General features: G+C 70.2%; 20 protein-coding genes. 7 read left to right on the top strand and 13 right to left on the bottom strand.

Features of this window, described 5'->3' with window-relative positions; translation table 11 throughout:
• Window position 1: 1 nt before the first annotated feature.
• Genes ACZ7OU_RS07455 through ACZ7OU_RS07445 form a run of 3 tightly spaced genes read right to left on the bottom strand, consistent with a single transcriptional unit; the run spans window position 2 to window position 2,822 of the window.
• Window positions 2-811 carry an ATP-binding cassette domain-containing protein gene (locus ACZ7OU_RS07455; RefSeq protein WP_470240346.1) on the bottom strand — a complete coding sequence of 270 codons (810 nt, stop codon included), beginning with the start codon at window positions 809-811 and terminating at the stop codon, window positions 2-4.
• Window positions 808-1,809 (bottom strand): ABC transporter permease, encoded by a 1,002-nt coding sequence (locus ACZ7OU_RS07450; protein WP_470254531.1) that lies wholly within the window; start codon window positions 1,807-1,809, stop codon window positions 808-810. The genes ACZ7OU_RS07455 and ACZ7OU_RS07450 overlap by 4 nt, the downstream gene beginning before the upstream one ends.
• Window positions 1,806-2,822 (bottom strand): substrate-binding domain-containing protein, encoded by a 1,017-nt coding sequence (locus tag ACZ7OU_RS07445; RefSeq protein ID WP_470254530.1) that lies wholly within the window; start codon window positions 2,820-2,822, stop codon window positions 1,806-1,808. The genes ACZ7OU_RS07450 and ACZ7OU_RS07445 overlap by 4 nt, the downstream gene beginning before the upstream one ends.
• A gap of 119 nt (window positions 2,823-2,941) precedes the next feature.
• Here ACZ7OU_RS07445 and ACZ7OU_RS07440 point away from each other — a divergent pair, with 119 nt between their 5' ends.
• A complete protein-coding gene (locus ACZ7OU_RS07440; protein ID WP_470240343.1) occupies window positions 2,942-3,979 on the top strand; it encodes a LacI family DNA-binding transcriptional regulator in 1,038 nt (345 codons plus the stop codon).
• A 69-nt stretch (window positions 3,980-4,048) separates the two neighbouring features.
• On the top strand, window positions 4,049-4,915 hold the full coding sequence (locus ACZ7OU_RS07435; RefSeq protein ID WP_470254529.1) for a LacI family DNA-binding transcriptional regulator: 867 nt from the start codon (window positions 4,049-4,051) through the stop codon (window positions 4,913-4,915).
• Here ACZ7OU_RS07435 and ACZ7OU_RS07430 read toward each other — a convergent pair whose 3' ends face one another.
• Entirely contained in the window at window positions 4,916-7,279 is a 2,364-nt protein-coding gene (locus ACZ7OU_RS07430) for a hypothetical protein (protein WP_470254528.1), read from the bottom strand.
• A gap of 167 nt (window positions 7,280-7,446) precedes the next feature.
• On the opposite strand from ACZ7OU_RS07430, the gene ACZ7OU_RS07425 reads away from it, so the two are divergent.
• From ACZ7OU_RS07425 to ACZ7OU_RS07415, 3 genes are all read left to right on the top strand, one after another.
• On the top strand, window positions 7,447-8,463 hold the full coding sequence (locus ACZ7OU_RS07425; protein ID WP_470254527.1) for a hypothetical protein: 1,017 nt from the start codon (window positions 7,447-7,449) through the stop codon (window positions 8,461-8,463).
• Between the two features lie 144 nt (window positions 8,464-8,607).
• Entirely contained in the window at window positions 8,608-8,844 is a 237-nt protein-coding gene (locus ACZ7OU_RS07420) for a hypothetical protein (RefSeq protein ID WP_470254526.1), read from the top strand.
• Window positions 8,845-8,934: 90 nt separating this feature from the next.
• Window positions 8,935-9,456, top strand: coding sequence for a GNAT family N-acetyltransferase (locus ACZ7OU_RS07415; protein ID WP_470254525.1), 522 nt, complete (start codon window positions 8,935-8,937; stop codon window positions 9,454-9,456).
• Here the strand turns inward: ACZ7OU_RS07415 and ACZ7OU_RS07410 are convergent.
• Window positions 9,421-10,443, bottom strand: coding sequence for a glycoside hydrolase family 76 protein (locus ACZ7OU_RS07410; protein WP_470254524.1), 1,023 nt, complete (start codon window positions 10,441-10,443; stop codon window positions 9,421-9,423). The two genes, ACZ7OU_RS07415 and ACZ7OU_RS07410, sit on opposite strands and share 36 nt — an antisense overlap.
• A gap of 72 nt (window positions 10,444-10,515) precedes the next feature.
• Between ACZ7OU_RS07410 and ACZ7OU_RS07405 the strand changes: the two genes are divergently transcribed.
• Entirely contained in the window at window positions 10,516-12,651 is a 2,136-nt protein-coding gene (locus tag ACZ7OU_RS07405; protein ID WP_470254523.1) for a molybdopterin oxidoreductase family protein, read from the top strand.
• Between the two features lie 98 nt (window positions 12,652-12,749).
• Here the strand turns inward: ACZ7OU_RS07405 and ACZ7OU_RS07400 are convergent, their stop codons facing one another.
• The 7 genes from ACZ7OU_RS07400 to ACZ7OU_RS07370 all read right to left on the bottom strand — a co-directional run bounded on the left by ACZ7OU_RS07400 (window position 12,750) and on the right by ACZ7OU_RS07370 (window position 16,396).
• Entirely contained in the window at window positions 12,750-13,406 is a 657-nt protein-coding gene (locus ACZ7OU_RS07400; RefSeq protein WP_470240338.1) for a TrmH family RNA methyltransferase, read from the bottom strand.
• Between the two features lie 14 nt (window positions 13,407-13,420).
• On the bottom strand, window positions 13,421-13,813 hold the full coding sequence (locus ACZ7OU_RS07395; RefSeq protein ID WP_470240337.1) for a DUF2784 domain-containing protein: 393 nt from the start codon (window positions 13,811-13,813) through the stop codon (window positions 13,421-13,423).
• 300 nt (window positions 13,814-14,113) lie between these two features.
• The gene (locus tag ACZ7OU_RS07390; RefSeq protein WP_470240336.1) at window positions 14,114-14,536 is read right to left on the bottom strand and encodes an Asp23/Gls24 family envelope stress response protein; all 423 of its coding nucleotides are present in this window, start codon (window positions 14,534-14,536) and stop codon (window positions 14,114-14,116) included.
• Between the two features lie 69 nt (window positions 14,537-14,605).
• Window positions 14,606-14,917, bottom strand: a complete 312-nt coding sequence (locus ACZ7OU_RS07385) for a hypothetical protein (RefSeq protein ID WP_470240335.1) — start codon at window positions 14,915-14,917, stop codon at window positions 14,606-14,608.
• Window positions 14,914-15,270, bottom strand: coding sequence for an Asp23/Gls24 family envelope stress response protein (locus ACZ7OU_RS07380; RefSeq protein ID WP_470254522.1), 357 nt, complete (start codon window positions 15,268-15,270; stop codon window positions 14,914-14,916). Before ACZ7OU_RS07380 ends, ACZ7OU_RS07385 begins: the two co-directional genes overlap by 4 nt.
• Window positions 15,267-15,851 carry an Asp23/Gls24 family envelope stress response protein gene (locus ACZ7OU_RS07375; RefSeq protein ID WP_470254521.1) on the bottom strand — a complete coding sequence of 195 codons (585 nt, stop codon included), beginning with the start codon at window positions 15,849-15,851 and terminating at the stop codon, window positions 15,267-15,269. Before ACZ7OU_RS07375 ends, ACZ7OU_RS07380 begins: the two co-directional genes overlap by 4 nt.
• Window positions 15,842-16,396: an RNA polymerase sigma factor gene (locus ACZ7OU_RS07370; RefSeq protein WP_470240333.1), complete on the bottom strand. Its 555-nt coding sequence runs from the start codon at window positions 16,394-16,396 to the stop codon at window positions 15,842-15,844. Before ACZ7OU_RS07370 ends, ACZ7OU_RS07375 begins: the two co-directional genes overlap by 10 nt.
• 160 nt (window positions 16,397-16,556) lie before the next feature.
• Between ACZ7OU_RS07370 and ACZ7OU_RS07365 the strand changes: the two genes are divergently transcribed.
• Window positions 16,557-16,742, top strand: a complete 186-nt coding sequence (locus tag ACZ7OU_RS07365; protein ID WP_155548112.1) for a CsbD family protein — start codon at window positions 16,557-16,559, stop codon at window positions 16,740-16,742.
• A 43-nt stretch (window positions 16,743-16,785) separates the two neighbouring features.
• On the opposite strand, the gene pyrE is transcribed toward ACZ7OU_RS07365, so the two are convergent.
• Entirely contained in the window at window positions 16,786-17,349 is a 564-nt protein-coding gene (gene pyrE, locus ACZ7OU_RS07360; RefSeq protein WP_284749843.1) for an orotate phosphoribosyltransferase, read from the bottom strand.
• Window positions 17,350-17,372 lie beyond the last annotated feature (23 nt).

Below are 17,372 nucleotides of genomic sequence, written 5' to 3'. Positions count from 1 at the left end.
CTCACTTCAAGCCGGCCACATGGGTCGCGGCCGCGGCTTCTTCCACTTCGCCGTTTTCGTTGAGCCGCAACGCACCCGTGAGCAGGCCGACGACCTGGTTCATCGAATGCGTCTTCGGCGAGACGACCGCGACGCGCTTGCCGAGGCGGTGCACGTGGATGCGGTCGGCGATGTCGAAGACGTGGGGCATGTTGTGGCTGATCAGCACCACCGGCAGGCCGCGGTCGCGGATCCGGCCGATGAGGTCGAGCACCTTGCCCGACTCGGCGACGCCGAGCGCGGCGGTGGGCTCGTCCATGATCACGGCCTTGGTGCCGAACGCCGCGGCGCGAGCCACGGCGACACCTTGGCGCTGACCACCGGAAAGCGTCTCGACGGGCTGGGAGATCGACTTGATGTTGATGCCCAGCTCGTCGAGGATCCGCTGCGCCTCGGACCGCATGGTCGCGGTGTCGAGCTTGCGGAACAGCCCCAACGGGCCCTTGAGACGCTTTTCGCGGCCCAGGAACATGTTCGACGCGATGTCGAGCGCGGGCGCGACGGCGAGGTCCTGGTACACCGTCTCGATGCCGTAGTGGCGAGCGTCCAAAGGGGACTTGAAGTGGACGGTCTGACCGTCCACTTTGATCTCACCCTCGTCCGGGATCACCGCCCCGGAAAGGGTTTTGATGAGCGACGACTTCCCGGCGCCGTTGTCCCCGACCACGGCGAGCACCTCGCCGGGGAGCAGGTCGAAGTCGGCGCCGTCGATGGCGGTCACCCGGCCGTAGCGTTTCACCAGGCCACGGGCCTGCAGGATCGGTTCGGTCATGACTGCTGCTGCCTCCTCGCGATCCGGTCCACCACGACGGCGGCGATGAGCAGGGCGCCGGTGGCGAGGTCCTGGTAGTTGCCGTCCACGTTCATCTGCGTCAGCCCGGACCGCAGCACCGCCACGACCAGCGCGCCCATCAGCGTCCCGAGCACCGAGCCGCGGCCGCCGAAGAGGCTCGTCCCGCCGAGGACGACGGCGGTGATCGAGTCGAGGTTGCCGAGCTGGAACTGGTTCGGGTCGGCGTTCGGCGTCCGGCCGAGCGCCTGCCAGGCGGCGATGCCGAAGGTCAGCCCGGCCACGATGTAGACCGAGAGGACCGTCCGGTTGACCTTGATGCCGGACAGCCGCGCGGACTCCGGCGCGTTGCCGACCGCGTAGACGTGCTTGCCCCACGCGGTTTTCGTCAGCGCGTACCAGACGCCGAGGTACATCAGCAGTGCTAGCGTCATGCCGTAGGTGATCGGGATGCCACCGAAGAGGTAGCGCTTGGTGCCGAGCCACTGCAGCACCCCGTCGGTCACCGGCACGGCCTGGCCGCCGGCGATCAGCTTCGACACCGCGGTCAGCATGGTGAACGTGCCGAGCGTGATGATGAACGCCGGGAGCTTGACCCGCGTGGCGAGCCCGCCGATGAACATGCCGACGATGATCGTCAGCACGACGCCGGCCAGCAGCGCGACGAAGCCGTTGGTGCCGGCCGCGGCGAGTTTCGCCATGATCAGCGTCGCGACAACCATCGAGGCCGCGTTGGACAGGTCGATGCCCGCGATGAGGATGACGAGCGTCTGGCCCAGCGCGAGCGTCCCGACGACCAGCGATTGCTGGACCACCGTGGACAGGTTGTCGAGGTCGAAGAACGTGTCCGTGGCCAGCGAGAACACCACGATCGCGACGACCAGCGCGAGCGCCGGGCCGACCGCGGGGGCGCGGAGGAGGAAGTCGCCGAGTGACTCGCGATCCTTAGTATCCCGTGTGGACACTGTCGCCGTCGTCATTTCGTGCCTCCCCAGCAGTTCTGCAGGCCCCACGCGCTGTCGTGGCTTTCGATCCCGGGCAGGGGCTTGTCGGTGATCACGGCGGACCCGGTGTTGACGAAGCCGGTCGGCTTCTTGCCGGTCTTCGCGTACTCGACGGCGGCGAGCACACCCTGTTCGGCCATCTTCTTGGGGAACTGCATGACGGTCGCGGCGTACTGGCCGTCCTTGACGTTCTGGACGCCTTCGCAGCCGCCGTCGATCGAGCCCATGACGATCTGGCCGGTGAGCCCGCGGGCTTTCAGCGCCGCGTACGCGCCGCGGCCCATCGGCTCGTTCATCGAGTAGACGGCGTTGATGTCGGTGCTGCGCTGCAGCAGGTTCTCCATGCCCTGCTGGGCGAGGCTCTGGTCGCCGTTGGCCGCGGTGTGGCCCTTGATCTCCGGCGAGCCGTCGGTCAGCCCGATGCCCTTGAGGAAGCCGCCGTGGCGCTGGGTGTCGACCGAGCTGCCGGCCGTGCCGTCGACCATGAGCAGCTTCGGCGGGACGCCCTTGAGCGCCGCCTTGACGTACGCGCCCTGTTGCTCGCCGGCCGCGAAGTTGTCGGTGGCGAACGTGGCGTCGACGGCGTCGGGCGGTTCGGTGGCGGTGTCGAGCGCGATGACCAGGACCCCGGCGTCGCGGGCGTCCTTGATCGCCTTGAGCACCCCCGTGGACGAGCTGGGCGTGATGAGGATCGTGTTCACGCCCTGCTGCATGAGGTTCTCGATGGCGCGGACCTGGCCGTCGTTGTCCCCGTCGAACTGGCCGGCGAGTGCGTTGAAGTCGGCGCCGTTGGCCTGCGCGGCCGCTCTGGCGGAGTTGCGCAGTTCGACGAAGTAGGGGTTGGTGTCGGTCTTGGTGACGAGGCCGACCTTCGCTTTGCCGCTCCCGCCGGTGTTCGTGCTGCCACCCCAGTGGCGCTCGACGGTGCAGCCGGTCGTCGCGGCGAGGACGGCGGCCAGTGTGAGTGCGGTGAGACTTCGCTGTCTCATGGGTTCCCACTCCTCATGGAAGACACGGTGTGATCGAGTGCTTGCCGATGGTCGGGAAGGTAGACAGACTGCACGGTGGACGCAAGCGTTTGCGCAAACGCTTGCCGGAAAGGATTGGCATGCCCCAGCCGAGATCATCGCGGCCGACCCAGCGGGACATCGCCGAGCTCGCCGGCGTCTCGATCACGACCGTCTCGCACGTCGTCAACGGGACGCGGGCGGTCGCCGAGGACACCAAGGCGGCCGTCCTGCGGGCGATCGAGACGACCGGCTACACCGGCGACGCGATCGCCCGGTCGCTGGTCACCGGCGGGACGCGGTCGATCGGGATGGCCATCTCGCTGGTGGCCAACCCGTACTTCGCGACGCTGATGCAGGCGATCGAGCGGGAGGCGTCGGCACACGGGTACACCGTGCTGCTGGCCGACACGCACGACACCGCGGGCACGGAGCGTGACACCGTGCGCGCCCTGCGTTCGCGGCGCGTCGACGGCCTGCTCATCACCCCGGCCCCGGGCGACGGCCCGGTGATCGGCGAGCTGGTGTCGCTGGACGTGCCGACGGTGCTGATCGACCGGCTGACCACCCGCGCCGACGTCGACCAGGTGGGCACGGAGAACATCCAGGCGACGTCGGCGCTGACCGCGCACCTGGCGACGCTCGGGCACCGGCGGATCGGGATGATCAGCGGCACGCCCGGGCTGTCGACGAGCGAGGAGCGCGTGCTGGGCTACCGGCTGGGGCTCGGCCGGTCCGGGCTCACGTGGTCGTCCGACCTCGTGGCCTGCGGGAACTCGTCGCACGAGGGTGGTTCGCTGGCGTTGAGCCAGCTGCTCGCGCTGCCCGAGCCGCCGACGGCGCTGGTCGTCGGCAACGACAGCATGATGGTCGGGGTGCTGCACGAAGCACGGCGGCGCGGGCTGAAGATCGGGCGTGACCTGCCGGTGGTGGTCTACGACGACGTCGAGTGGGCGGACCTGGTCGACCCGCCGCTGACGACGATGGCGCAGCCGATCGAGGAGATCGGCCGGCAGGCGGTGCGGCTGCTGCTGGCCCGGATCAACGACCCCGCGCGCAAGGCCGAGACGGTCCGGCTGGCACCCACTCTGCGTCACCGCGAGTCGTGCGGCTGCCCGCCGGTTCACTCACATCAGTGATTCTGCGGTCCTGACGCCTCGGCGTGGCCGCTCAGCGGATACCTTTCGGCTGAGCGTCTGCGAGGGCCAATGACCGCACTTTCGCCAGAGCTCCGGTTGTGGGACCCCCCGGTCACCTACCGGATCGGCGTCGCGATGGGTACGCGCGCGAACCCCCACTCGGGTGAGCTGCTGCGCTCGATCAGGGCGGCCGCGGCGCAGGCCGGATGCGACGTCACGCTGGCCGACACGGGCGACACGGTGAGTGAGGAAGCGTCGCTGGTACGCGCGCTGCGGGCGGACCTCGTGGACGGCGTCCTGCTGGTGCCATCGCCCGGCGACGAAGCGGTGATCAACGGCCTGGTCCGGATGGGCGTGCCGACGGTGCTGGTCGACCGCGTCGCCGCGCGCAACGACGTCGACCAGGTGGGCACGGAGAACGTGCACGCGGTGGCGTCGCTGGTCCGCCACCTGACCGAGCGCCGGCACCGCAAGATCGGCCTGATCTCGGGCGACGAGGGCATGGACATCAGCCGCGAGCGCGTCCGCGGCTACCGGCTGGGGCTGGAGCAGGCGGGACTGCGCTTCAACCGCGAACTGGTGGAGTCCGGGTTGTCGACGTCCGGCGGAGCGGCGCGCGCGACGGCCAAGCTCCTGGACGGCTGGCCCTCCCCGACGGCGCTGGTGGTGGCGGACGAGTCGATGCTCGTGGGGGTCCAGTACGAGGCCCACCGCCGCGGCATCCACATCGGTTCGGAGCTGGCGGTGGTCGGCTACGGCGACATGGAGTGGGCCCGCCGGGTGAGCCCGGCGGTGACGACGCTGGCCCAGCCGGTGGCGGACATCGGGCACCGGGCGGTGCAGCTGCTGCTGTCCCGCATGGCCGACCCGGACCGGCCGCCGGAATCGGTGTCGCTGACGCCGCGTTTCCTGCACGGCGCTTCTTGCGGGTGCTGACTATTCCGAATGAGCGGTTACCTGGCCGTCGGCCGCGGGCAGCATCGTGCGCCTGCCGGACACCCGGCTCCGGTGGCGCTCGGCAAGCACATTCTGCACGGCTTGCACGGAGGCGTCGCGGACCATCGTGAGCAACCGCTGACCGGCCTCCGTCCGGCGGCACTGCTCGGCGTAAGCCAAGAGCACCGGGCTCGCGCCGTTTTCGTCGAGACTCCGGTCCATCAGCTGCGCGTCGGTCGGGTCACCCGCTTGCCTGCGGAGATCGTCGAGCGAAGTCTCCAGGTCGATGGAAGGTTCCCTGGTTCCGGCGAGCCGCAGGTATTCGCACCGCAGCTCGTACTCTTCCCGGTCGCACCGCGCCTTCTGCAGTAGCAGCGGGCGAACGCAGTCGCTGTAGTGGCGAAGATCGTCATGTTCGAGCGAACCGTCCCGGAACGCCGCCCAGAAAACGAACGCGGCCGACGCGATCAGCGCCGCACCAGCCAGGCCGGCGAGCAATCCGCTCGCCGCGGCGAGCTCGGACCGGGCCAGGTCGGCGTAGATCCTGGTGGCCGCGATCGTCCCGAACGACGTGGTCAGCCCGGAAACCCCGCACAGCACGCCTTTTGTCGTGGCCGGCATGGTCGCCCACACGAGCTGGCGGCGGAAGTTCTTGTGCTGACGCTGGTTGCGGCCCAGCTGATGCAGTCCGGCGGCCGCGCCGGCAGTGGTGAACAACGCCACCAAGGTGCCGGCCGTACCGGCCAGCCACGTCGGAACGTCCAACGCACCGCTGATGCCGGACATCGTCAACCACAGCATGATCGGCAGGTCGAGCAGGGTCACGACCAGCAGGACGAGCGCCCGCGTCAACCGGGAGACCCTCCGGTGCCGCAAGCTGCCCCGGACCTGGTCCATCTCGATCCGGCCGTCCAGCAGGTCGGCCCTGGCCTGTGCTTCCCGCACCGTCAAGTTCTGCCCGTGGGGGCCGACGACGTGGGCCTCCAGCACCTGAGCCGACCGCTGGCGCAGGTCGCGGATGCGCGTGCCGAGCGATTGGACGAGACCGGCCGCGACGACGTTCTCCGGTCGCGGCACCGGTTCCCGGTCCGGCTCGGCCACCAACCTGCGCAAGGGCCGGGCAAGCCGGTGCTTCCCGAGCAGTCCGCGCAGTTCACGAGGGCCGTGCGTGACGGGCTCGACCGCTCGGTCACGACTCCGGGCGGGCTGCGGCAGAGGCGGCTGCACCCCGGTGACGTAGTCGAAGGAGCGGGCGCCGCCCGCCAGGCACAGCGCACGGAGATAGCCCGTGCGCCAGTCGTTCGGGACACCGGAGCCGGGCCCGATACAGGTGACCGTCCAGTCACCGAGATCCGGCAGGAGACCCTGCGCGTCGAGATCGAGTACCGCCAGCTGCTGATCCGCTTGCGTGGCGTCAGGGACCACACCCGCCCAGTCCGTGATGATGATGAGGTGACCGGGACGCGGCGGCCGGTCGTCCTGCACCAGTTGCCGGAACTGCACGGCGACCGGGTGGCAGGGGGTGCTGGGTGGCTCGGGCGGTTCGCCGTCCGCCGCACATCGGAACCTGATCCGGGCGTCCAGGTCTCCCCACATCCGATCGCGAGCGGCGTCGATCACTTCGCAAAGGTGCTGGGCCGAGCGGAACCGTACGTCGAGATCCAGGTCGTGGTGGCGCTCGCGGAGCTTCAGGATCTGCCGGTGGACGACGAGCGCCACGTCCCCGAGCCCGGCGTGGTCGGCGAGCACCATCACCGGGAACTCCGCACGGCTGTCCGGCTCCGGAGCGTCGACCGGGGCGGGAGGTCGCAAGTCCGCACGGGTCTGCACCGGCACCTGGTAACGCTCGAGCAGGACGGGCCACCCCGTCGAGCCGGCGTGGTCGAGCACTTCGTCGGCGACGGTGGACGCCTGGCCGAGCAGGAGCCGCAACCTGGCCGTCTCCGAGTCCGCGTCGTCCGGTTTGATCACGTCCCGGTACCCGAACGGCACCCGTTGCTCCAGCCGCTCCTCGAACCCCAGGGATTCGGCGGTGAGGAACGCACCCGCCGCGCCCACGAGCCTGCGGACCACCTCGGCACTGCGCTCGTCGTCCGCCAGGTCGGGTGGGCGGCCGGCCACCGCCGCGGCCAGGTCGGAGGAGCGCACCCTGGTCCGGAACAGTTCCCCGAGCAGCAACCGCCACCGTTCACCAGGCGGCGCCGGCCGGACCGGTTCGTCCGGTACGGCAGTGTGCTCCAAGCGACGGTGCACATCGTCGAGTGCCTGGACGCCGTCACGTGCGACCAGGATCATCGTGTGCAGCACCGCTTCCGCGAGCTCCCGGTCGAGAGCACCGAAGCGAGTCATAATCTGATCGGCCACGGCGCAATGGTTGCCTCCCCCGACCGCCGATGACAAAACCTATTCCTGAACGCGGCTCCTTATTCGTCAATCATGAACACGGTCCACCGATCCTGAATCAGGCATTCGACACGACGTTGATGATCGACTGCGAATCCGTAGTTGCATGATTACGTATCATTGCCCGCATGACCGAAATTGACGGCGTCGGCGCTGAGAGGGTCCAGCTCAGCAGCACCGGGAATGGCGGCGTCGAGCAGCATCCGGCCATTGCCAGGAAGCACGTCGACGCGGGCTGGCTGACCACGGCCGGCGACCTCGCGGTGCCCTGGCTGGTCGTGTACGGCCACGGCCCGAAGTGCGAGGAACTGGGACGCGCCATCGCGCTGCGCTGCCAGATGCGAGGCGTGCGCCCCCAGCTGCTCCCCATCGACGAGGTGGTCGCCGAGGAGCTCGGCATGTTCCCGTCCCTGGTGCTCGTGGTGCCGGCGGCGGCGGCCTTCCGCCGGTTCCCCACCACGGATCGCAAGATCATGGATCTCGTCCAGGCGTACCGGCGACGGCGCCCGAGCGGCCGGCAGCTGCTGAGCACGCGAACGGGACGGTGGTACGCGGCGGGTGTCCTGCAGGTCGTCCACCCCGGCGACGCGCTCGCCGAGCCGAGTGTCCAGTTCGCACTGGACAAAGCTTGCGCCGCACACGAAGCCGCCGAAATCGGCGACCTCGACGCCGTGGACCTCTTCGACGTCTACCAGCCCGGCGCAAAGCCCAAGAAGGACCAGCTCACCGCATCGCTCGACTACTTGCGCGTCCAGCTGTCGCTCTGGGGGATCACCACCATCGACCAGGCGAACGAGATCAAGGAGTTCATCGACCAGCGGCGTCTGCTCTACGAAGATCCCAAGTACAAGGCGATGTACCGGCCGCTGCCGCAACGGCCCGACATGAACCACCTCGTGCTCGTGCTGGAGGGTGAGCTCGACGCCCGGCCGCCGATGCTGAGCACGCTGCCCGAACCGGAGCGGGGCCGGGCCGAGACCTCGTACGTCGAGAACAGCGCCCGCGCCGTCCGCGACCTCGTCAAAGAACTCAACGACAGGTTCCCGTACTTCGCCCGGCCGTCGCACCGCGAGGGCCGGAAGGGTTCACGAGAGGACCTGCGCAACTTGTACCGGACACTGCGGGCGATCACCCGTAATTCATGATCGGCACCCGTCGTTGAGGTTTCAGGTATTGCGCCCACCGACTGACGATCGACGAATGACCTGGACATGTTCACGTTTGACGCTTGCCGCGAGCGTTCAGGCATCAAATTTCGCCGGTGGTGTTTTTCGCGGTAGAAATCAGACATGGGAGAAAGCCGAAACAATGTGCCGGTCACGGCCGCGGTCGCGGTCGCACTGGTGTTCACGATCCTGCTGTTCGCCAGCTCCAGCCCGTGGCTGCTGGCCGGCGTCCCGCCGGTGCTCGCCGGGACGGCGGCGGTCATCCGCGCGATCCAGAACAGCGCCGACCGCCCGGACGACGAGCCGAAGGAGGACGAGACCGAAGACGATTCCGCGCTCCGTGACGACAAGTCGAACTAGCCGCGAAGCGAACCGAGCCCCGAGGACAGGCGCACCGCCACCAGGCGGTGCGCCTGTCGTGGTTCGGCGTCACGCTGGAGAATCCTCACCATGATCCGGCTCGCGCACACCGCCCAGCTACCGGCCGCCGAACTCGCCGCCGTCCGGACCCTGCTTGAAGGTGCCTTTCGGGACTTCGACCTCCCCGGCTGGGAGAACACTCTCGGCGGCATGCACGCCCTGACTTTCGACGGTGACCAGCTGATCGGCCACGCCTCGCTCGTGCAACGGCGGCTGCTGCACGGCGGTCGCGTGCTCAACACCGGATACGTCGAAGGCGTCGCCGTGCACCCGGACCACCGGCGGCGTGGGATCGCCAGTGCCTTGATGGCGGCGATGGAGGAGCTGCTGCCCGGGTACGAGGCCGGCGCGTTGAGTGCCAGCCGGGCCGGCGCGCCGCTCTACGCCGGACGCGGTTGGCAGCAGTGGCGCGGCCCCACCTTTGCCTTGACGCCCGACGGGGTTCAGCGCACCGAGGACGACGACGGCAGCGTCTACGTCTTCCCCGGCCGGGCACCTCTCGACCTCGACGGGGAGTTAACCGCCGACTGGCGGGCCGGCGACGTCTGGTGACAGCGTTGCCGCCGCCTCCAGGAGCATCCAGCCGCCGACCTGCACCGACATGTCCCGCTCCGGCGCGTCTTCCGGCAGGGGCAGTGGCGGCGCCGGGCGGTCCCAGAACGCGCTGAACACCAGCCCTTCCGCGGCTCCGGACCAGCAGGCCGAGGCCGACGTCAGCACCAGCGACCGCGCGATCGCGGCTTCCGGGCCTGGCAACGCCTGGGCCGCCAACGCCAGGTAGCGCGCCAGGATCGCCGCGAACAACCCGCCGTCGCCGCCGCCCTGGCCGCGGATCACTCCGTCCGGCGCACAGTGGGCCGCGACCGCGCGGACCGTCCGCGCAGCCGAGTCCATTTCGGACAGTTCGAGGCACGCGCCGAGATAGACACCTTGGCAATACGTGTAAATGTGCTTCACCAGCTCGCCCGTGTCCGCGCGGATCCCGTCCCAGACCAAGCCCGACTCCGGATCGACCAAAGTGGACGTCATCCAGTCCAGCATCGCCCGGGCGCGGGTGAGGTTTCCCGAGCGGGCGTGGAAGATCGCCGCCGGGCCGTTGGCCGGGGCGTTCTTGAAGTCGTCGCCACGGCGCCACCAGATTCCGCCGCCGGCCGCGGCCGTCCAGCCCGAAAGCAGCTGCGTGTCGATCGCCGCCACCGCCGGGCCGACGTCGATGCCCAGCGACGAAACCCGTTGCAGTGCGAGGCCGAGCCACGCGATGTCGTCGTAGTACTCGTTCGTCCAGCGGCCGAAGTTGCGCAGCCGCACCGAACGCACGAACGACCGGATCAACGCCAGCCGCGCGGACGTGGGCGCACGCAGCTGCGCGTCGACCAGCGTGTCCAGCAAATGGGCCTGCCACCAGTAGTTCCAATGCCAGTGCAACCGCTGATCCACCGAAGCCGGCCAGCGGCTGCGGCCCAGCACCGTCCCGGGCAGCCCCCACACCCGCCGCAGGTGCCGGGCAGTCACCGCGCGTTCGGCAGCCGAGACGTCCATGGCGCAATCCTGCCTTGCCCATCGACATACCGCTCGGTATGTTGAAGGACCCCGATGGCCTGCGAGGTGCCCATGACCACAGCACACGTCACCTGCCCGCTGTGTGAAGCCACCTGCGGCCTGGAGGTCACGCTCGACGAAAACCAGCAGGTCACGCGCGTGAAGGGCGACGAGCACGACGTCTTCTCGAAGGGCTACATCTGCCCGAAGGGCGCCTCGCTCGGCGCGCTGCACCACGACCCCGACCGGCTGACCGCGCCGCTGCTCAAGCGCGACGGCGAGTTCGTCGAGGTCAGCTGGCAGGAGGCCTACGACGAGATCGACCGCCGCCTCCCGCCGATCCTCGAGCAGCACGGCCGGGACGCCGTCGCCGTGTACGCGGGCAACCCCGGCGTGCACAACATCGCGCTCACGCTCTACGGCCGTGTGCTCTACAAAGCCTTGGGCACCAAGAACTTCTACAGCGCGACGTCCGTCGACCAGATGCCGAAGCACTACTCGTCCGGCACGATGTTCGGCGACCCGCTCGCGATCCCCGTTCCCGACCTCGACCGCACGCGCCACCTGCTGATCCTCGGCGCCAACCCGCTCGTCTCGAACGGCAGCCTGATGACCGCGCCGGACATCCGCGGCCGGCTGCGCGGGATCCACGAGCGCGGCGGCAAGATCGTCGTCGTCGACCCGCGCCGCACGCGCACCGCCGCGTTCGCCGACGAGCACCACGCCATCCGGCCCGGCACCGACGCGCTGCTGCTGTTCGCGCTGGTCAACGTCCTGTTCGCGGAGAACCGCGTCCAGCCTCGAAAGCTCGAAGCGCACCTCAACGGCCTCGACGAGGTCCGGGCGCTGGCCGAGCCGTTCACGCCCGAAGCCGTCGCGTCGCGCACCGGCATCGACGCCGCCGACATCCGCCGGATGGCGCTCGAGCTGGCCTCGGAAAACGCCGTCGTCTACGGCCGGATCGGCACGACGACACAGACGTTCGGCACGGTCGCGAGCTGGCTGGTCGACGTCCTCAACGTGCTCACCGGCAACCTCGACGAGCCGGGCGGCGCGATGTTCCCGCTGGCCGCGTGCCAGCCGACCGGCAACCGGCGCCCGTTCGCCGTCGGGCGCTGGCACAGCCGCGTGCGCGGGTACCCCGAGGTCGTCGGCGAACTGCCGGTCGCGACGCTCGCCGACGAGATCGAAACCCCGGGCGACGGCCAGGTCCGCGCGCTGATCACGGTCAGCGGCAATCCCTGCCTCAGCACACCGAACGCGGGACGCCTCGCCGAAGCACTGAAGAAGCTCGACTTCATGATCTCCGTCGACGTCTACCTGAACGAGACGTCGCGCCAGGCCGACGTGATCCTGCCCGGCCCGTCGCCGCTCGAGCGCCCGCACTTCGACCTGGCCTTCTACCAGCTCTCGGTGCGCAACGTCGCCAACTGGACGCCCGCGACGCTGCCGTCGAAGCTGCCGCAGGAGTGGGAGACGATGCTGCGGCTCACCGGCATCGTCACCGGTCAGGGCCCCGAAGCGGACGTCGAGGCACTCGACGACTTCGTCGCCGCCGACGTCGCGCGCCGCGCCAAGCTCGAGGTCACCCACGACCGCACCGGTCCCGCGCGGCTGGTCGACCTGATGCTGCGCGCCGGCCCCTACGACGTCACATTGGCCGACCTCGAAGCCGCGCCGCACGGCATGGACTTCGGGCCGCTGCAGCCGCGGATCCCCGAGGTGCTGTGCACCGCGTCCGGCCGGATCGAGCTGGCCTCGGAGACGATCGTCGCCGACGTCCCGCGGCTGCGCGCCGAGCTCGCCAAGCCCGAAGACGACGGCCTCGTGCTGATCGGCCGCCGCCACCTGAGCTCGAACAACTCGTGGATGCACAACCTCGCGCCCCTGGTCCGCGGCGGAAACCGCTGCACGGTCCTGGTGCACCCGGCCGACGCGACGCGCCTGGGCCTCACCGACGGCTCGCTGGCGTCGGTGACCTCGCGCGCCGGAAAGCTGGAGGTCCCGGTGGAGGTGACGGACGAGATCCGGCCGGGCGTGGTGAGCATCCCGCACGGCTGGGGCCACGACGTCGACGGCTCGCGAACCCGCGTGGCGCGCGCGAACCCGGGCGTCAACTCGAACCTGGTCGCCGACGAGACCCTGCTGGACGTGCCGTCGGGAACGTCGGTGCTGAACGGGATTCCGGTCGAGGTCGCGCCGGCATGACCCGCATCGACCGTCGCGCGCGCACCATCCTGATCGCGATCCTCACCGCACCCCTGCTCACGGTCCCCCAGCAGCTGCGCTGGGGCTGGGGTCTGTAGCTACCAGGCCGTCGACAGGTCGGCGTGCTGGCGGACCCAGGCGTGCATGACGATCCCCGCCGCCACGCCCGCGTTGATCGAGCGCGTCGTCCCGAACTGGGCGATCGACACGACCAGCGACGCCGCTTCCTGCGTGCCCTCGGACAGCCCCGGCCCTTCCTGGCCGAACACCAGCACGCACTCACGCGGCAGCGAAGCCGTCTCGACCGGCTCGGACCCCGGCGTGTTGTCGACGGCCACCACCGCCAGGTTCTGCGACGCGGCGAAGGTCACCAGCCCGGAGACGTCGTCGTGGTGCCGGAGGTGCTGGTAGCGGTCGGTCACCATCGCGCCGCGGCGGTTCCAGCGGCGGCGGCCGACGATGTGGACCTCCGCCGCCGCGAAGGCGTTCGCCGTGCGGACCACAGTGCCGATGTTGTGGTCGTGCTGGAAGTTCTCGATCGCGACGTGGAACGGGTGCCGCCGGCGGTCCACATCGGACACGATCGCCTCGCGGCGCCAGTAGCGGTACGCGTCGACGACGTTGCGGCGGTCGCCGTCGCGCAGCAGGTCCGGGTCGTACCGCTCGTCCGAGGGCCAGTCACCCGGCCACGGGCCGACGCCGACCTCTTCGCGGCTCACCCACTCGGTGGGTCCGGCGTCCGGGGAGGTGCTCACCCCCCGATTGTCGCCTAGCCCAGACGGACGCGGTGCGTCCGGGCGTCCTCGCTGTGGTCGCGGTGGCGCCAGCGGTGGTAGACGCCGGCGTAGGAGTAGACGACCACCGCGATCGCGACGACGCCGATCGCCGGCAGCCACGACTGGGGGAACACCGTGCCGTACAGGTAGTAGGCGTTGAACCCGCCGGGCAGGTCACCGAGGCCCTGCTGGTGGCGGAAGTAGTTCTCCAGCGCGGTGAACGGGCACGGCACCGGCGCCACGTTGACCAGGATTCCCCAGGCGACGGCGAGCATGTGGACGAAGATCAGCTTTGGCCAGCGCCACGCGACAAATCCGCCGAAACCGATGAGAAGCAAGGCCAAAAGGTGTACCGCGACAGTCACTTCCGCCAAGAACTTCGCCACCACACGCCCCCTTCACCGACCCCCCACCAGCGACTTTACTCCGCTGATCGAGTTCGGCCGCCCTTAGGAATGCCCGGTGGTGTGATGTTTAACCCACCGGAGCAACCCGTTCACCTGGGCGGTGACGGAGGCGTCACGCCCGGTGGGAATTCCGGTGGGCGTTTCGCCGGGTATTTCGTCGGCGTCTCGTGTGGGTACTGCTCGGGCGGCTTCTTCCACGGCGGCTGGTGCTCCGGCGGCTCCGGCGGCTCGTCGGGCTTCGGCGGCTCGTCCATGCTCCCGACGGTACGCCGGGCGGGGTCAGCGCACCCGGTCACTCGGCGCGGGCTCGTCGCCGGGCAGGTGGACGTCGCTGACGTCAATGTTCACCTCGACGACCTGCAGCCCGGTCATCTGCTCGATCGAGGTGATGACGTTGCGGCGCACCGACCGCGCGAGGTCGGCGATGGCGACGCCGTATTCGACGAGGATCTGCAGGTCGACGGCCGCCTGCTTCTCGCCGACCTCGACCGAGACGCCCTGGCCGGCGCTGGCCGACGCGCCCGGGATGCGGTCGCGCAGGGCGCCGAACGCCCGCGCCGCGCCGCCGCCGAGGTCGTGCACGCCGGTGACCTGGCGCGCGGCGAGCCCGGCGATCTTCTGCACCACGGTGTCGGCGATCGTGGTCGTGCCCTGCTTCGTGACGAGGGCGGCGGTGTCGATTACCTCGGCGGTCGCGGTCATGGAGTTCCTCCCTGGATGTCCTGAGCCCCCTGGCTCTTCGTAGCCAAGGACCCCGTGAACGGGCGGGGATCACTGTGATGTGGGTCTCGCGAACGCCGCGCCGTCGAGGTCCGTGACCACCAGCCGCAGCCGCGCGTTCGCCCACTCTGTCCCCGCCAGCACCGGACGCACCGCGGCCGCGGCCTGCTCCAGCAGCGGCGGGATCGGCAGCCGAGTCGCGATCAGGCGGAGCTCGACCACCTCGGCCGACAGGTCGACCGCCAGGCCGGCCCAGTCCACCGGCAGCCACGTCGTCCCGGGGGAAACCGGGGTCGCCGGCCGGAGGCCGTCCACCGCTTCGAGGGCGCCGACGATCTTCTCGACGGCTTCGGACCCGGTCACCGGTCCTCGATGTCCATGATGGACACCGAAACCTCGTCGACGACCAGGCCGGTCTGCTCGGTCACGAACCGCCCGACCGCGCGCTGCACGGCCCGGCCCACCGCGGCAGCCTGGTCGGCCGACGCCGTGACCAGGTCGATCTCGACGGTCACCCGGCCGCCCGCCGTGCGCACCCGGACGCCGTCGGCCGGCGCCGGGTCGAGGCCCTTCCAGCGTTGCCGGGCGGCTCGCGTCCACGCCGTGACCAGGCCGCGCAGGCCTGGTTCGAGCCGCACCACGCCCGGCGTTCCGATCGCCGCCCTGGCCGCCACGCTGGCGATCACCGGATCGGCGATGACGTAGTCCACGCTCATTCCCCTGGCTCCCCGGCAGTGTCTTCTTCGACAGCGTCTTCCTCAAAAACGTCGTCCACCAGCAGGTCGAGCCTCGCCAGCGTCAGCCCTACCCGGGCCGCGGCCGCCGTGGTGACCCGCTCCCGCACCAGCGCCAACGCTTCACCGCCGGTGACGTTCCGCAAACTCACCGCGAGAGTGAGTTCGACTTCAACGACTCCGTCCGCTCCGGTCCGCACCCGGCAGCGTCGCGCCCGGACGCCGTCGACCGTGTCCGCCGCGTACCGCAGCACCGCGGCCACGGCCTGCTCGCTGATCTCGACGACCCCCGGTTCCGGGGTCGGCAGCGCCACCATCGAGCCGCGCCGCACCTCGGCCCGCACGGCCGACATGATCCGGCCGAACAAGGCCGGTGGCACGTCGTCCTCGGCCACCAGTTCCGCGGTGGCCTCGCGCAGGGCCAGCAGGCTTTCGCGCGCGGCCCGGCAGTGCGGGCACGTCAGCTCGTGCTCGTCGGCCAGCCCGGCGCCGACCGCGTCCAGCCGCTCCCACACCTGCTCGACATCGCGTTCGCAGGGCAGTTCGTAGTCCGTCATCGCCATGGCTTCATCACCTCCGCCAGCTGAGCCCGGGCCCGCGCGATCCGGCCGCGGACCGCGGTCGCGTTAGCGCCGACGACTTCGCCGATCTCCTCGTAGGACCGGCCGTGCACTTCGCGCAGCAGCCAGCACGCTCTCTGTTCCGGCGTCAGCTGCGCCAGCGCCGCGTTCAACGCCGCGAGCTGACCGCTGACCTGGGCGGCCCGCTCCGGCTGGAGGTCCACCCGCGGCGACTCGGCGGTGTCCAGGTCGACGTCCGCCTGGGGCTTGCGCGCCCGGATCGTGTTGAGGCAGCGGTTCGTCGTGGCCCGGTAGAGCCAGCCGACGAACGCCGCGTCCTCGCCCAGCTGGCCGAGCTTGCGCCAGGCGTTGAGGAAGACCTCCTGCACGACGTCCTCAGCGTCGCCGCGGTGCGCGAGCATCTTCACGGCGAGCCGGAACATCGGGCCCTGGTAGCGCAGCACGAGCTGCTCGTAGGCGTGGACGTCGCCGTCCTTCGCGCGTCCGACGAGGGTCGCGTCGTCAAGCGGTGTGGCAGCGGTCGTCACGGCACCTCCTCGACGGTAAGACACGGAGGCGCGGAAAACGTCACGGGGTGATTGTCGGTGACCCGCGTCACCGGGGCGAGTCCGTGACGATCACGCGCCTCGGTGGTCTTTCCGGCACGAGGGTGCCCCGCCGGGGCGCCGGCGGAACCGGAGGTGCGCGATGTCGCTGGGCGACAAGATCAGCAACAAGGCCGAAGAGCTGGGCGGCAAGGCCAAGGAGGCGGCCGGCTCGGCCACCGGCGACGAGCAGCTGCAGGCCGAAGGCCAGGCCGACCAGGCGAAGGCCGGGCTGAAGGGCGCGGTCGAGAACGTGAAGGACGCCGCGAAGGACCTGTTCAAGAAGTGAGCCGGGCGGCCCGGGGACCGCGGTGGTCCCCGGGTCCGGCCGATCAGTCCAGGCCGAGGTCGTCCTTGCCGAGGACGTAGCGGTACTCCAGGCCTTCCTTCTCGATGGCCTCACGCGCCCCCGTGTCGCGGTCGACCACCGTCACCACGCCGATCACGTTCGCGCCCGCCTCACGCAGGGCCGCGACCGCTTCGAGCACGCTGCCGCCGGTCGTGGAGGTGTCCTCGACCGCCAGCACGCGCTGGCCGCGGACCTCCATGCCCTCGATGCGCCGCTGCATGCCGTGTTCCTTGACGGACTTCCGGACGACGAACGCGTCGAGCACGACGCCGTCGGTCGCCGCGGAGTGCAGCATCGCCAGCGCGACCGGGTCGGCACCGAGTGTCAGCCCGCCCGCGGCGACGTAGTCCCAGTCCGCGGTGAGCTGGCGCAGCAGCTTGCCGATCAGCGGCGCGGCGGCGTGGTGCAGCGTCGCGCGCCGGAGGTCGATGTAGTAGTCGGCTTCCTTGCCGGACGCCAGGGTCACTTTTCCGTGCACCACGGAAAGATCGGTGACCAGCCTGGCCAGTTCGAGTTTCGCCGCTTGATCCAACCCGGGGTACGCCACGGCCGAGAGTCTTACACACGGCC

This window comes from Amycolatopsis sp. NPDC114505 (assembly GCF_055633615.1).
The sequence above is the reverse complement of the archived record's forward strand: the minus strand, read 5'-3'. Positions and strand labels throughout refer to the sequence as shown.

Coding starts and splice junctions, on each gene's coding strand:
- ACZ7OU_RS07455 (WP_470240346.1), bottom strand. CDS start 811: ATGACCGAACCGATCCTGCAGGCCCGTGGCCTGGTGAAACGCTACGGC.
- ACZ7OU_RS07450 (WP_470254531.1), bottom strand. CDS start 1,809: ATGACGACGGCGACAGTGTCCACACGGGATACTAAGGATCGCGAGTCA.
- ACZ7OU_RS07445 (WP_470254530.1), bottom strand. CDS start 2,822: ATGAGACAGCGAAGTCTCACCGCACTCACACTGGCCGCCGTCCTCGCC.
- ACZ7OU_RS07440 (WP_470240343.1), top strand. CDS start 2,942: ATGCCCCAGCCGAGATCATCGCGGCCGACCCAGCGGGACATCGCCGAG.
- ACZ7OU_RS07435 (WP_470254529.1), top strand. CDS start 4,049: ATGACCGCACTTTCGCCAGAGCTCCGGTTGTGGGACCCCCCGGTCACC.
- ACZ7OU_RS07425 (WP_470254527.1), top strand. CDS start 7,447: ATGACCGAAATTGACGGCGTCGGCGCTGAGAGGGTCCAGCTCAGCAGC.
- ACZ7OU_RS07420 (WP_470254526.1), top strand. CDS start 8,608: ATGGGAGAAAGCCGAAACAATGTGCCGGTCACGGCCGCGGTCGCGGTC.
- ACZ7OU_RS07415 (WP_470254525.1), top strand. CDS start 8,935: ATGATCCGGCTCGCGCACACCGCCCAGCTACCGGCCGCCGAACTCGCC.
- ACZ7OU_RS07410 (WP_470254524.1), bottom strand. CDS start 10,443: ATGGACGTCTCGGCTGCCGAACGCGCGGTGACTGCCCGGCACCTGCGG.
- ACZ7OU_RS07405 (WP_470254523.1), top strand. CDS start 10,516: ATGACCACAGCACACGTCACCTGCCCGCTGTGTGAAGCCACCTGCGGC.
- ACZ7OU_RS07390 (WP_470240336.1), bottom strand. CDS start 14,536: ATGACCGCGACCGCCGAGGTAATCGACACCGCCGCCCTCGTCACGAAG.
- ACZ7OU_RS07380 (WP_470254522.1), bottom strand. CDS start 15,270: ATGAGCGTGGACTACGTCATCGCCGATCCGGTGATCGCCAGCGTGGCG.
- ACZ7OU_RS07375 (WP_470254521.1), bottom strand. CDS start 15,851: ATGGCGATGACGGACTACGAACTGCCCTGCGAACGCGATGTCGAGCAG.
- ACZ7OU_RS07365 (WP_155548112.1), top strand. CDS start 16,557: ATGTCGCTGGGCGACAAGATCAGCAACAAGGCCGAAGAGCTGGGCGGC.